The organism is Bacillus sp. FJAT-27445 (genome assembly GCF_001510665.1).
In the GTDB taxonomy this organism is placed as follows: Bacteria; Bacillota; Bacilli; order Bacillales; family Cytobacillaceae; genus Bacillus_D.
The window spans coordinates 616,226-630,030 of the sequence record NZ_LMTI01000002.1; the positions used below are offsets into that span (position 1 = coordinate 616,226).

Annotated in this window: 11 protein-coding genes and 1 other annotated feature; of the genes, 5 read left to right on the plus strand and 6 right to left on the minus strand. The window is 46.1% G+C overall.

Going from position 1 to position 13,805, the window contains the following annotated elements; all coding sequences use genetic code 11:
• Positions 1–202 precede the first annotated feature (202 nt).
• A complete protein-coding gene (rpsD, locus tag AR337_RS07700; RefSeq protein WP_059171416.1) occupies positions 203–805 on the plus strand; it encodes a 30S ribosomal protein S4 in 603 nt (200 codons plus the stop codon).
• A 373-nt stretch (positions 806–1,178) separates the two neighbouring features.
• On the opposite strand, the gene tyrS is transcribed toward rpsD, so the two are convergent.
• The gene (gene tyrS, locus AR337_RS07710) at positions 1,179–2,429 is read right to left on the minus strand and encodes a tyrosine--tRNA ligase (RefSeq protein ID WP_059171418.1); all 1,251 of its coding nucleotides are present in this window, start codon (positions 2,427–2,429) and stop codon (positions 1,179–1,181) included.
• Positions 2,430–2,478: 49 nt separating this feature from the next.
• Positions 2,479–2,695, minus strand: a binding site (T-box leader).
• Positions 2,696–2,842: 147 nt separating this feature from the next.
• Between tyrS and AR337_RS07720 the strand changes: the two genes are divergently transcribed.
• Positions 2,843–5,569, plus strand: a complete 2,727-nt coding sequence (locus AR337_RS07720) for a transglycosylase domain-containing protein (RefSeq protein WP_059171420.1) — start codon at positions 2,843–2,845, stop codon at positions 5,567–5,569.
• 141 nt (positions 5,570–5,710) lie between these two features.
• Here AR337_RS07720 and acsA read toward each other — a convergent pair whose 3' ends face one another.
• A complete protein-coding gene (gene acsA, locus AR337_RS07725; RefSeq protein ID WP_059171421.1) occupies positions 5,711–7,426 on the minus strand; it encodes an acetate--CoA ligase in 1,716 nt (571 codons plus the stop codon).
• 217 nt (positions 7,427–7,643) lie between these two features.
• On the opposite strand from acsA, the gene AR337_RS07730 reads away from it, so the two are divergent.
• Genes AR337_RS07730 through AR337_RS07740 form a run of 3 tightly spaced genes read left to right on the plus strand, consistent with a single transcriptional unit; the run spans position 7,644 to position 10,102 of the window.
• Positions 7,644–8,276: a hypothetical protein gene (locus tag AR337_RS07730; RefSeq protein WP_059171422.1), complete on the plus strand. Its 633-nt coding sequence runs from the start codon at positions 7,644–7,646 to the stop codon at positions 8,274–8,276.
• A 12-nt stretch (positions 8,277–8,288) separates the two neighbouring features.
• The gene (locus AR337_RS07735; protein ID WP_059171423.1) at positions 8,289–8,936 is read left to right on the plus strand and encodes an acetoin utilization AcuB family protein; all 648 of its coding nucleotides are present in this window, start codon (positions 8,289–8,291) and stop codon (positions 8,934–8,936) included.
• A complete protein-coding gene (locus AR337_RS07740; RefSeq protein WP_059171596.1) occupies positions 8,933–10,102 on the plus strand; it encodes an acetoin utilization protein AcuC in 1,170 nt (389 codons plus the stop codon). The genes AR337_RS07735 and AR337_RS07740 overlap by 4 nt, the downstream gene beginning before the upstream one ends.
• 103 nt (positions 10,103–10,205) lie before the next feature.
• Here AR337_RS07740 and ccpA read toward each other — a convergent pair whose 3' ends face one another.
• From ccpA to AR337_RS07760, 4 genes are all read right to left on the minus strand, one after another.
• Positions 10,206–11,204, minus strand: coding sequence for a catabolite control protein A (ccpA, locus tag AR337_RS07745; RefSeq protein WP_059171424.1), 999 nt, complete (start codon positions 11,202–11,204; stop codon positions 10,206–10,208).
• A gap of 343 nt (positions 11,205–11,547) precedes the next feature.
• On the minus strand, positions 11,548–12,624 hold the full coding sequence (locus AR337_RS07750; RefSeq protein ID WP_156424338.1) for a bifunctional 3-deoxy-7-phosphoheptulonate synthase/chorismate mutase: 1,077 nt from the start codon (positions 12,622–12,624) through the stop codon (positions 11,548–11,550).
• A 256-nt stretch (positions 12,625–12,880) separates the two neighbouring features.
• Positions 12,881–13,204: a bacillithiol system redox-active protein YtxJ gene (ytxJ, locus tag AR337_RS07755; RefSeq protein WP_059171426.1), complete on the minus strand. Its 324-nt coding sequence runs from the start codon at positions 13,202–13,204 to the stop codon at positions 12,881–12,883.
• A gap of 107 nt (positions 13,205–13,311) precedes the next feature.
• Positions 13,312–13,800 (minus strand): YtxH domain-containing protein, encoded by a 489-nt coding sequence (locus tag AR337_RS07760; RefSeq protein WP_059171427.1) that lies wholly within the window; start codon positions 13,798–13,800, stop codon positions 13,312–13,314.
• Positions 13,801–13,805: the final 5 nt, after the last annotated feature.

Sequence of the window (13,805 nt, forward strand, 5' to 3'; positions counted from 1 at the left end):
GACGCTGGCCGTTGGAGCTAGACAACAAGAAAGCGGATGCGGCCGATCAGCCGCTGGAGCTAACAACACGAAAACTAATGTGATGGTGCATCTTGTAACCCTATGCTGCTGGGGCGAGGGTGCATGAAAACAAAATGGCCCATACTGATGATTCATACGGTTTTTATTTTACAAAATAAAAACACACAAGGAGGAGTCTCTCATGGCTCGTTACACCGGCCCAAGCTGGAAACTGTCTCGCCGTCTTGGAGTTTCCCTAAGCGGTACAGGCAAAGAATTAGAAAAGCGTCCATACGCACCAGGACAACATGGTCCTAACCAACGCAAGAAGCTTTCCGAATACGGATTGCAGTTACAGGAAAAGCAAAAGCTTCGCCATATGTACGGAGTGAATGAGCGCCAGTTCCGCACTCTATTTAACAGAGCCGGCAAAATGGCAGGCGTTCACGGCGAAAACTTCATGATTCTTCTTGAATCACGCCTTGACAACGTTGTTTACCGTTTAGGCCTTGCCCGCACACGCCGCGCGGCACGCCAGCTGGTAAACCACGGCCACATCCTTGTTGATGGATCCCGCGTTGACATTCCGTCATACCGCGTATCTCCAGGCCAGACTATCAGCCTGCGTGAAAAATCCCGCAACCTTGATGTAGTAAAAGAATCATTGGCAGTCAACAGCTTTGTTCCTGACTACCTTACTTTCGATGCTGATAAGCTTGAAGGCACATTCACTCGTGTTCCTGAACGTTCCGAGCTGCCAGCTGAAATCACCGAAACTCTTATCGTCGAATTCTACAGCCGTTAATCGGTTCAATGCGAAAAACCCCGGATCCATTCAGGACCGGGGGTTTTTTTTGTTCAAAACAATTTTCCTATAGAGGTAGCTTAAATAAATATAGACAGCGAGGACGATGATCCCAGGCAATACCCTTTCAAGCCAACCCCCATCAGCCAATAGTAAAGGCCCTACGCCAAAAAAGGTTACCAGAGCAAAAAGTGTAAGAAAAATAAGATTCAAGGTCCACTTCATTCGCCAACTCCCCCCTTCCTCCATTATAGGCCGGGTGGCAGGGAAAGGTTCCAATACAGGGGCCTTTTAGCAACATGCCAGCTAAAAAAACTGCTGCAGACATGGATATCTGCAGCAGCTTTAGTTGGAAGAACGGAAAACCTTCCTTTTAATAATGAATCAGGTAGTATTTCTTCTTCCCTCTCCGAATGATGGTGAACCGCCCTTCAATCCTATCCGCTTCAGAAAGCAGATGGCCGGAATCGGTGACCTTTTCGCCGTTTACCGAGACTGCGCCAGTTGTGATGTCCTCGCGTGCCTGCCGCTTTGATGGCGAGATTTTTGCCGCCACCAGGAGGTCTACTAAATTTTCTTCTCCGGCAAATTTATAGGATGGTACATCCTTGAACCCTTGCTGAATCTCGGTTGCTGAAAGGTTCCTCACATCGCCGCTAAACAAAGCAGCCGAAATCCGGATAGCCTGCTCAAGCGATTCCTCTCCATGGATCAGTCGGGTCATCTCCTCAGCAAGCGTTTTTTGTGCTTTTCTGAGATGTGGTTCCTCCTGAACGGCTTTATCGAGCACTTCGATTTCCGCGTGGGAAAGGAATGTAAAGTATTTTAGGTATTTGACAACATCCGCATCGGATGTGTTAATCCAGAACTGGTAAAACTCATACGGAGATGTTTTCTCAGGATCTAGCCAGATGGCTCCGCCTTCTGTTTTACCAAACTTGGTTCCGTCCGCCTTGGTAACCAATGGGATTGTCATCCCAAACGCTTTCGAACCTTCCGAAACCATTTTACGGATAAGCTCCAATCCTGTTGTTATATTTCCCCATTGATCGCTGCCGCCGATTTGAAGCCGGCACTTATGGTTTTCGTAAAGATGTTTAAAATCCATCCCCTGCAGAATTGTGTAAGTAAATTCAGTAAAGGAGATACCCGTTTCGAGCCGGCTCGCAATCGTGTCTTTAGAGAGCAAGTAATTAATGCCAATATGCTTACCGTAATCCCTGAGAAACGCGATTACATCAAGCGACTTGGTCCAGTCATAGTTATTGACCATCATCGCGCCATTTTCGCCTTCAAAGTCAAAGATGGTTTTAAGCTGCTCCGTCAAGCACTCTACATTATGCTGGACCGTTTCAATGGTTTGAAGCGTCCTTTCCGTGTTTGGCTTCGGATCGCCAATCAGGCCGGTCGCCCCGCCCACAAGAACAATCGGCCGATGTCCTGCCTGCTGGAATCTCCTAAGGGTCAGGAACGGCAGCAAATGTCCAATGTGCATACTGTCGCCAGTCGGGTCCATCCCGCAATACAAGGAGATCTTCTCGGTGCCAAGGGTTTCCTTTAGGCCCTCCTCATCAGTCTGCTGGTAAATGACGCCCCTCCACTGCAAATCGTCCAATAAATTCATCCTGCTATACCTCCTGATTTTTTGCAAAATAAAAACGCCCCTGCATATATGCAGGGACGCGAAACATCGCGCGGTACCACCCGGCTTGGGGAATAATTCCCCCACTCTCCTGGGATAACGGCCCATATCCGTTGCCGAATGCCCAGTAGGCAGCCAGCAAAAGCTCCGGGGTGTAATTCATTTTTCCATGTGGGCTGCCTTTCACCTGCCGGCAGCTCTCTAAATCCAGGGATGGAAAAACTACTTGATCCTTTCACAGCCTTTACAATCATGAATGAAAGCTATAGTACTGGTTTTACCATAGTTTCCCCATTGTTGTCAATTGCCTCTTCCAATTTTTCGAATTTGTCGGGCTGTCCATATTTGCTCCCTGTTTATGCTATAATATATGTGATTTTGGAGGGATTATTTGAATGGATAATAAGCGGCGATCATTTAGAAAAGCTAAGTTGATGTTTACCAATAAACAAACTGCGAAGCGGGCAAGGATTGCCTACGGCGTTGTCTGGAATCTTATTTTACTGCTCCTGACAATCGGCATTGCCGGTGGGGTTTTCGCTGCCGGGGCAGGTGCCGGGTATTTCGCCTCTCTTGTCAAAGATGAGCCCCTAAGAACCTATGAGAGCATGAAAAAGGATATTTACAACTATACAGAAACGTCGGATGTGTATTTTGCCGACAGTGTCTATTTAGGCAAGCTTCGAAGTGATCTCGACCGGGATGAAGTAAAGCTTACCGAAGTTTCTAAACACCTTGTCAATGCAATTATCGCTACCGAGGATGCATACTTTTACGAGCATAACGGCATCGTTCCCAAGGCAATTATGAGGGCGGTGCTTCAGGAAGTAACAAACTCCCCAACCCAGACAGGGGGAAGCACGCTAACACAGCAGCTTATTAAGAATCAGATTTTAACGAACGAGGTTTCTTTTGAACGGAAGGCGAAAGAAATCCTCCTTGCACTCCGGCTGGAACGTTTTTTTGAAAAAGAGGAAATATTGGAAGCTTACCTGAACATGGCAACGTTTGGCCGAAATTCCTCCGGGCGGAATATTGCCGGCGTCCAATCAGCAGCCAAAGGGGTTTTTGGCGTTGATGCGAAGGACTTAAACCTTCCCCAATCCGCCTTCATTGCCGGGCTGCCGCAAAGCCCTTTCGGGTATACACCTTTTACAAGGGATAAACAAATGAAGAAAAATCTTCAGCCAGGCTTAAACAGGATGAAGGTTGTCCTAAAGAGGATGTACAATGGCGGATTCATTAGCGAAAAGGAATACAATGGTGCCCTCGCCTATGATATAACAAAAGATTTTGCAAAGCCGTCCGCCGACCCGCTTGAAAAATATCCGTGGGTAATGGTTGAAGCCGAAAAGCGGGCTATTGACATCTTGGCAAAATTACTTGCTGAAAAAGCAGGCATTGCCGAAAAAGAATTAGCGGAAAAGGATGAACTCTACAATAAATATTATATGCTTGCGGAACGGGAGTTAAAACAAAATGGGTACAGCATCCATACGACCATTAACAAAGATATGTATGATGCGATGGAAGAAACCAAGAATAAATACCCTAACTTTGGCCCTGACAAACCACAGCTGAAGGAAGATCCGGAAACCAAGGAAGAAATTACTGTAATGGAACCAGTTGAAGTCGGAGCCATCCTGATTGAAAACAAGACTGGGAAAATTCTTAGCTTTGTCGGGGGGAGGGACTTCAAGAAACAGGAATTGAATCACGCAACCCGGGCAATCCGGCAAAATGGATCGACCATGAAGCCGCTGCTCGTTTATGCACCGGCATTTGAGCTTGGCAAAGCCTCACCCGGAACAATCCTCCCGGATGTCCCTTTGCGGCTTGATCCAAGCGAACCAAATAAGGTGTGGCCGAAAAACTACGGGGGCGGTTACAGCGGCCTTGCAACTGCCAGGTTCGCACTTGCTAAATCCTATAACGTGCCTGCAGTAAAGCTGTACACGGGAATCCTGAAAAACCGCCCTGCAGAGTACCTTGAAAAGATGGGATTCACCACCCTGCTCAAAGATGATTATGTAAATCCGTCGACTTCCCTCGGTTCCATGGCGAACGGAGTTACAGTCGAAGAAAACACAAATGCTTTTACGACATTTGCCAATGGCGGAAAATTTATAGATGCTTATATGATTGAGAAAATTACCGACAAGGAAGGCAATGTTATTTACCAGCATACAATCAAGCCTGCAGCCGTATTCAGTCCGCAGACTGCCTACCTTACTGTTGATGTTATGCGAGATGTCTTTAAATACGGGACTGCTGCCAGTGTCCCTGGAAAACTGAAATTCAAAACGGACTGGGCGGGGAAAACAGGTACAGGCGTTGAATATCATGACTCTTGGATCGTAGGTACCAACCCGAACGTTACATTTGGGATTTGGACAGGCTATGATACGCCTAAATCGTTGCAGGCAAAAGGCAGCCTGAGCTACAGCCAGCGCACAAACTTCCTTTGGGCATCACTACTCAATGCTGCCTATGACGTACAGCCGTCACTCATTGCCCCGAAGACACAGTTCAAAATGCCAGGGGGGATTGTGAAGAAATCATTTTGTGCGATTTCAGGTATGCTGCCATCTGAAACATGCACAAGGGCTGGGCTCGTCGAAACCGATTTATTCAACGCGAAATATGCCCCGACAAAAGTCGACAACAGCTTTGGATCTGGCAGGTATGTCCGGATAGGCGAACGTAATTACATCGCTCACGATTCTACTCCTGGCGATTTTGCAAAAGCGGGGCTTATCCTGAATCCTGAATATGCCACAACCCTTGCAGGGACGAACTTTAAGGATGCTGCAGCGCTCATCCCTAAATTGAAAAGATGGTCAAATGTCATTGTTCCGGATGCCAAGCTTGCTGAAAATGGAAAGATTCCCGCATCCGTACCCCTTACAGCTTCAGGCAATACACTCACCTGGCCGGCTGTAAATGAAAGTGACATTATTGGCTATCGAGTATATTGGACAGGAGGAATAAGAGCCGCAAGCATAAGGGCTGGCACCGGGTTATCCTATCCGGCAATGCCAGGTACCTACTATGTGACGGCAGTCGATATTTCCGGGAACGAATCGCCTCCATCCAACTTCGTTACCGTCGGCTGGGAATAAAACAAAAGAGATTTTTAAAATCCATTTCTAGTAATCCACAAAGTCCGATTGGAATAAATAATTTCACGCATGAATAAAACCGCACCGGATTTGCTCCGGTGCGGTTTGTTTTGTAACGGCTTTTCGGTTTTTGCCTTTATTTTAATCCTCCATTGTGGATAGGTCGCCGGTAGGGAGGTTCAGCTCCCAGGCTTTCAATACACGGCGCATAATTTTCCCGCTCCGTGTTTTCGGCAGCTTGTCGCGGAAATCAATTTCCCTAGGCGCAGCATGGGCGGCAAGCCCTCTTTTAACGAACTGCCTAATTTCTTCCTTCAGCTCATCTGTAGGCTCATAACCATCCCTCAAAGCAACGAACGCCTTAATGATTTCCCCGCGGACCGGATCCGGCTTCCCGATGACCCCCGCCTCAGCAACGGCGGGATGCTCAACAAGCTTGCTCTCAACCTCAAACGGGCCAACCCTTTCGCCTGAAGTCATGATGACATCATCAATTCTTCCTTGGAACCAGAAATAGCCATCCTCGTCCATATAGGCCGAATCCCCTGTAATATACCAGTCTCCAGGCATAAAATAGGATTCATATTTCTCGCGATTGTTCCAAATTGCGTGCATCATTGACGGCCAGCCTTTTTTGATGGCGAGGTTGCCCATCCTGTATGGAGGCAGGACTTCGCCTCTGTCATCAACTATAGCCGCATCAATGCCTGGAATCGGCTTGCCCATTGATCCAGGTTTCACAGGCATGCAAGGGAAGTTGCAAATAAGCTGCGCGCCAGTTTCAGTCATCCACCAAGTGTCGTGGATACGTTTATTGAATACCTTCAACCCCCACTTGACGACTTCAGGATTCAACGGTTCTCCCACGCTTAGGACATGGCGCAAACTGCTGAGGTCATATTTTTTTACAATTTCATCGCCGGCTCCCATTAGCATCCGGAAGGCGGTTGGTGCGCTGTACCAAACCGTTACCCCAAATTCCTCAATCATGCTGTACCAGGTTTCAGGCGAGAACCTGCCACCGACGATGACGTTTGATACCCCTGAAAGCCATGGTCCAAAAATCCCGTATGAGGTGCCTGTAACCCATCCAGGGTCGGCCGTGCACCAAAAAACATCCTCTTCCTTCAAGTCAAGGACCCACTTGGCGGTCGCATAATGCTGGACCATCGCATTGTGGACATGGAGAACACCCTTCGGCTTGCCGGTTGATCCGGATGTATAATGAAGAATCAGCCCGTCCTGTCTGTCCACCCATTCAATTTTTAGCTTTTTATCAGCCGATTCAAATCTCTTTTTAAAATCGATTACTTTATCCGTTTCCTCGACATCATCACCGACAAGGAATATGTATTTCAAATCAGGCAGGTCGGCGGGAACCCTTTCAAGTAACTCTGGGGTTGTAACAATTACCTTTGCGCCGCTATCTTGAAGACGATCCCTAACAGCCCCTTCCATGAATGCCTCGAAAAGCGGACCGACAATCGCACCAAGCTTAATAGCTCCCAGTACGGCAAAATATAGTTCAGGCGAGCGCGGCATAAAGATAAAAACCCTGTCACCTTTTTCGACATCCCCGTAGCTTTTAAGCACGTTGGCAGCTTTGTTAGACAAGTCTTTCATTTCCTTGAATGTGTATTTCTCATTCCGTTTTTGATCCCTGTAATACAGCGCCACCTTGTTCTTACGGTGGGTTTCGGCATGGCGGTCTATCGCTTCATACGCCATATTGACCAGACCGGTAGTATGCCAGGAAAATTCTTTTTCGAATTCTTTCCAGTCAAAGCTGCTGTATGTCTCAGAATAGTTTTTCAGATTAAAATCCCCTTCAATGACTGGCAACATTTCCATTTTCACGCGTAGTCTCCCCCTTGCTTAAAGTTTATATTATTATAGTATAAATAGTTGCTATTCACAATTTTTAAAATATTCACCTAGAAAATGGTTCAAATCGAGGGTTAACATTTCTTACTATCATAGCTAATTTTCCAGAAAATTTAGTGAAAGCGCTTCAACACGGACGTTTTTATGTATAATAGAAGTATTATCCAAAGCATTAACAGGTGGTGACCCAGTGGAACATAAAAAAACGTACAACGCGAAGGAACTAAAAACTCCAAATGGAAATGTCATTATTGAAGGGCCCATTTCGCCTGAAAAACTGGCAGCCTATGAATTCCATGAAGATTTGACAGCATTTCGCCAACCTAAGCAGCAGCACAAAGCCCTCGTCGAAATTGCTTCATTGCCTGAAGGCCGCATTATTATCGCGAGGAATTTGCACATGATCGTCGGATATGCAACCTATTTATATCCCGATCCCCTTGAGCGCTGGTCGGAAGGCAATATGGAGGAGCTGATTGAGCTTGGTGCCATTGAAGTCATCCCGGAATTCAGGGGGTTTTCCGTAGGGAAAAACCTATTAAGAGTTTCGATGATGGATGACGCCATGGAAGATTATATTACAATAACAACTGAATATTATTGGCACTGGGACTTAAAAGGAACAGGCCTGAATGTTTGGGAATATCGGAAAGTGATGGAAAAGATGATGAACGCCGGGGGCCTTGAATGGTATGCAACCGATGATCCAGAAATTTGTTCGCACCCGGCGAATTGCCTGATGGCCCGCATCGGCAAACGGATTAACAGCGAATCGATCCAAAAATTTGACCGGCTCCGGTTTATGAACAGATTCATGTATTGAGGGGGATTAATCATGATTATAGAAGAAATCATGAAAACAACTGTCACAACACTCAAGCCGTCGGATACGATTTGGGAAGCCATCCGCCTAATGGAATCGAAAAGGATACGGCACATTCCAATTGTCAACGATGACAGCAAGGTGATCGGGGTTGTTACAGATAGGGATATAAAGGAGGCGGCCCCTTCAATTTTCCGGAGGGAAGAACATTCGGAGGACCTTCAAAAACCAGTGGAAACGATTATGAAAAGAAATGTCATAACCGGCCATCCTCTGGACTTCGTTGAAGAAACGGCAGCGTTGTTCTATGAACAGAAGATTAGCTGCCTTCCAGTCGTCCAGGATGGGAGGCTTGTCGGGATTGTCACGGAAACTGATCTCCTCTATACACTTGTAGAATTGACCGGTGCCCACCAGCCAGGCTCACAAATTGAAATCAAAGTTCCGAATAAGACGGGGATGCTATTTGAAATCGCAAATGTTATCCGCAACCGCAAGGCGAATATCCAAAGCGTCCTCGTTTATCCCGATAAAAAGGATGATTCATTCAAAATCATTGTCCTCAGGGTACAGACTATGAATCCGGTTGGCCTAATCCACGATTTAAAAGCGGAGGGGCACCACGTTTTATGGCCAAACATTCCTGGTATGCCCATATGAATGATTCCTGCACTTTTATTTACTCTGATGAGCTGCTTTCCTATCATTTCGGCAGCCATCATCCGTTTAACCAGTTTAGGATAAAACTTACGATCGATCTTTTAAAAGAAGCGGGGGCCCTGGACCCGTCTCAAGTTGTCCCACCCAGGGCTGCGACGGATGACGAATTATGCCTCATACATGACCCGTCCTATGTACAGGCAGTTAAACTGGCCGGAAAAGGGCAGCTTAACGGTGACGTGGCTGATAATTATGGGCTTGGAACAGAAGATACGCCGATTTTCCCAGGAATGCATGATGCAGGCGCGATGTTGGTAGGCGGTACGCTAACAGCAGTTGACCAGGTGATGTCGGGAAAATCATTGCATGCCCTCAATCTCGGTGGTGGATTGCATCATGGTTTTAGGGGGAAGGCTTCCGGATTCTGTATTTACAATGACAGTTCAGTCGCCATAAAGTATTTGCAGGAGAAATATCATGCAAGGGTGCTTTACGTGGATACGGATGCCCACCATGGGGACGGTGTCCAATGGTCCTTTTATGATGATCCAAGTGTTTGTACATTGTCCATCCACGAAACGGGAAGGTATCTTTTCCCTGGTACAGGCAATGTAAATGAACGGGGTCAGGGAAAGGGGTACGGCTATTCCTTTAATATCCCTCTTGATGCCTTTACAGAAGACGAATCCTGGCTGGATGCCTATTCAGCCTCAATCAGTGAAGTGGCTGAATTTTTCAAACCGGATGTCATCCTAACCCAAAATGGCGCGGATGCCCATTATTATGATCCGCTCACCCATTTATATGGGACTATGAAAATTTACCGTGAAATACCGAGAATTGCTCACGAAATCGCACACCGACATTGCGAAGGCCGTTGGATTGCTGTCGGCGGAGGGGGATATGATATCTGGAGGGTCGTGCCAAGGGCGTGGGCACTTTTGTGGATGGAAATGTCCGGAAAAGGGAACGGCACCGGAAAACTCCCGGGAGGCTGGCTGCAACGCTGGCAAAAAGAAGCCCAAGTTGAACTTCCTGATTCATGGGAAGATGGAGACGGACTATATAAGCCCATTCCCCGTAAAGCCGAAATCATCGAAAAAAATCGGCTTACTCTTGAAAAAGCCCTATATCCAATCCGCTCCAATTCAGGGTTTGCTCCCTAATGCAGGGAAATTCGCAAGCGGCTTCCCGTCAGGTAAACAATAAACCCAATAATGAAGGAAAGGCCCGGACAGCGATGCCCAGGCCTTTCCTTCATTTTTAAAATCAATTTGTAGATTTCCTGTAATCAATTCTATGCGGCAGAATGACAGTATGTTCCTCCACCTTTTCCTTGTTCATCAATTTCGTCAGCAGTCTCATTGCTACTGCGCCTATATCATATAAAGGCTGGACGATAGTCGTCAATTGTGGGCGTACCATCATGGAGAGCCTTGTATTGTCAGACGTAATTACCTCATAATCCTCAGGGACCCTGTAACCCATGTCCAGTCCACCATGGACTACGCCAAGTGCCATTTCATCTGCCCCAACAACGATTGCAGTAGGGCGTTTGCCTAACCCCATCAGCTTTTGAATCGCTTCAATTCCAGAGTCGTATGTATAATCCCCCTCAACAACGTACTCCTCATTGACCTGTAAGCCCGATTCTTCTAATGCACGCTTGTACCCCTTCAGCTTCTTCTCGCTGTTCTTAGGCTCATGGAGCGGGCCAATTACAAAGGCAATTTCCTTGTGGCCACGGTCCACGAATTCCTTGACACTGTCGAACACGGCTTGTTCATAATCGATATTGACCGATGGAATTTCCTTTGATTGCTCGATGGAGCCTGCTAGTACAATCGGAACAGGTGATTTTTGAAACTCTTGTACATGTTCAGTGGTGATATTTCCACCCATAAAGACGAGCCCATCCACTTGCTTGCCGAGCATTGTATTCAACAGATGGAGTTCCTTATCCATGTTCTGGTCGGAATTGCTCAAAATGATATTATACTTATACATTGTGGCGATATCTTCAATTCCCCGCGCGAGTTCCGCATAGAATATGTTGGAGATATCGGGAATGATTACACCGACCGTTGTCGTTTTCTTGCTTGCAAGGCCCCTAGCCACTGCATTTGGCCGGTAACCAAGCCTGTCTATTACTTCCATTACCTTTTTCCTAGTAGCCGGCTTAACGTTTGGGTTGCCATTTACTACCCTTGATACCGTTGCCATTGAAACATTTGCTTCCCTGGCAACATCATAAATCGTGATATTCATTTTTCATTTACACTCCTTAAAGCAAGCCATTTTAATTATTTTACTTCAAATTGGAAGTTGTTAGTCATGCCGCTTGTGAGCAATTAAACATATTAATTGATTTCAATCATACGACAAGCAAGTGAAAGCTGCAATCGACAAGGGTATTAGTATGAAATTTTAATGCAATTTTGTATCGTTCAGCAAAAAAAAGATGATTCCTGCTCCCAGCATCTCTTGCCAATTAGCCTGTGCCCTCCACTCCGATCAACTTGCTTTCCAAACTAATTGTTTATTTCTACATATAGTTCCCCTTTTTTCACAAACAAAGCCTTCTGTCGTTGGACAGAAGGCAAATGGTTCATTATGAACGGACAAGATTTGAAGACATTAGTTCGTACAGGAATTTGTCGAACTGATCGAGATTCATTTGCTGGGCCGAATCGGACAAGGCAACTGCAGGGTCTGGATGCACTTCTGCCATGACGCCGTCCGCTCCGATTGCGAGCGCAGCCTTTGCTGCAGGGAGCAAGAGGTCCCTTCTGCCTGTGGAGTGTGTGACATCCACCATAACAGGAAGATGTGTTTCCTGCTTAAGAATTGGCACAGCTGTGATATCAAGCGTATTCCTCGTTGCTCTTTCATATGTTCGGATTCCGCGCTCACAAAGAATGATATTTCCATTGCCCTGCGACATGATGTACTCGGCTGCATTAATGAATTCTTCGATGGTTGCCGCAATTCCACGCTTAAGAAGGATTGGCTTGCTTGAAGCGCCGGCAGCTTTTAGTAATTCAAAGTTCTGCATATTCCTTGCCCCGATTTGGATAACATCGAGATATTCCTCTGCAATTTCAATATCGGAAGGATTGACGATTTCGCTTATTACAGCCATATCGTACTCTCTGGCAACTCGTTTTAGAATTTTGAGACCTTCAACTCCCAGCCCTTGGAAGTCATATGGAGATGTCCGCGGTTTGAAAGCACCTCCGCGGAGAAGCTTCAAACCCTTTTTCTGCATATGGGCTGCAACCTCGGCCACTTGTTCATAGGATTCTACTGCGCAAGGCCCAAATACAAAATGGGGTTTGCCATCTCCAAGCTTTTCGCCGTTTATTTCTACGATGGTATTTTCCGGGTGCTTTTTCCTTGAGACTAGTAACGCCTTGCTATGATCATCCTTTTGCAGCTCCAGGCTTGCCTTGAAAACTTCTTTGAAAATATGCTCTATCGTGGAATTTTCAAAAGGGCCATCATTCTTTTGTTTAATGATATCAAGCATTTTCCGTTCACGGACCGGGTCAAAGCGATAAACTCCCTGGTTTTCTTTCACACGCCCGATTTCCTGTGCAAGCCTTCCCCGCTCATTGATGATTTCAAGAAGCTCCATATTCAGTTCATCAATCCGGGATCTCAATTTGTCTAATTCGTTCATGCCAATTCCATCCTTTCCGAGCCAGCCATTTTAACCTGGCATCTGCCAATCTCAGGTTGTTATTATTGTATTGATAGGCCGGCTTAAAGCCCTGCCTTGGTACAAACTTTTGTAATAGGGATAATTATACTTCATTGTTTTGCCTTTGTCACCCTTATTTCTTTATTAATTAAACGCTTTTAAGCACTAAAGCTTTTTGATTATTCATAATCCCTTGCCAATAAAGGGTGGATAGAAAAAAAAGGCATCCAGGATGCCTTTTTTACGCTTTTACTGCCTCAGCGAGGGAACGCTTTGTAATTTTCCAATGGGATGCATTCCAAACCGGTTTACCATCCTGGAAAAGAATGGCTTGCGGGGATTCATGCTTGATCCCAAATTCCTCCGCAATATAGTTTGAGAGAGGGCGGGATTCCTGTACAATCAGCATCCAAGCCTGGACATCCTCCTGTCCTGCAAAATCTCCATACTCCTCAAACGCCGCATGGGAAATTGGGCAAGTGCTGCTGTGTTTTAAAATCATTACTTTCGGTTGCTTTTGCAAAATCTCCTCAAGCTGTTCAATTGATTCGAGTGTGTTAATCATTAGCCTGCTTCCCTCACTTTATTTAGTTCTTGTCGAAAAACGATAGAAAACGGTGAAGTAATCGTATCACTTCACCGCCTTTTAGGGCAAATAGTTTGTTCCGCTAGTTAGCTGTACTTGCTTTCTTCATCATCCAAAGCTTCTTTAACTTCTTCAAGCTTTTCCCTAACTTCAGCATCATCTGAAAGGGTCAAATCATCAAAAGGCTTATTGGAAATTTCCAATGGAATGTATTCCGTTTCATCCTCTTGCTGGCCAGCATCTAACGGCTGCCCGCCGCCATTGCCCTTTACCTTCTCCATCAAGTTTGAAGACTGTTCAGCGACGGCCTGGGTCAAAGAAGATGTTTTTTCTTTTGTCAGATTGGTCAGTTCACTCGTTTTTTCCATTACAGTGCCCCTCATTTGGGCCGTCTTTTCTTTAAGAGCCGCCGCCTGTCCTGTTACCGTATCGCGAAGTTCACGTCCCGATTTAGGCGCCATGAACAATGCTGCCGCTGCACCGATCAGTCCGCCAATCACCGCGCCTGCCACAAAATCCTTCGATGTAACATTCCTGTTCTCAGAATCCCGATAATCATTGTCTCTTCCTGTCATTGAAT

Excerpts from the sequence above, each read along its gene's own strand:
- rpsD (WP_059171416.1), top strand. The coding sequence starts at position 203 with ATGGCTCGTTACACCGGCCCAAGCTGGAAACTGTCTCGCCGTCTTGGA.
- tyrS (WP_059171418.1), bottom strand. The coding sequence starts at position 2,429 with ATGAATTTATTGGACGATTTGCAGTGGAGGGGCGTCATTTACCAGCAG.
- AR337_RS07720 (WP_059171420.1), top strand. The coding sequence starts at position 2,843 with ATGGATAATAAGCGGCGATCATTTAGAAAAGCTAAGTTGATGTTTACC.
- AR337_RS07735 (WP_059171423.1), top strand. The coding sequence starts at position 8,289 with ATGATTATAGAAGAAATCATGAAAACAACTGTCACAACACTCAAGCCG.
- AR337_RS07740 (WP_059171596.1), top strand. The coding sequence starts at position 8,933 with ATGAATGATTCCTGCACTTTTATTTACTCTGATGAGCTGCTTTCCTAT.
- ccpA (WP_059171424.1), bottom strand. The coding sequence starts at position 11,204 with ATGAATATCACGATTTATGATGTTGCCAGGGAAGCAAATGTTTCAATG.
- ytxJ (WP_059171426.1), bottom strand. The coding sequence starts at position 13,204 with ATGATTAACACACTCGAATCAATTGAACAGCTTGAGGAGATTTTGCAA.
- AR337_RS07760 (WP_059171427.1), bottom strand. The coding sequence starts at position 13,800 with ATGACAGGAAGAGACAATGATTATCGGGATTCTGAGAACAGGAATGTT.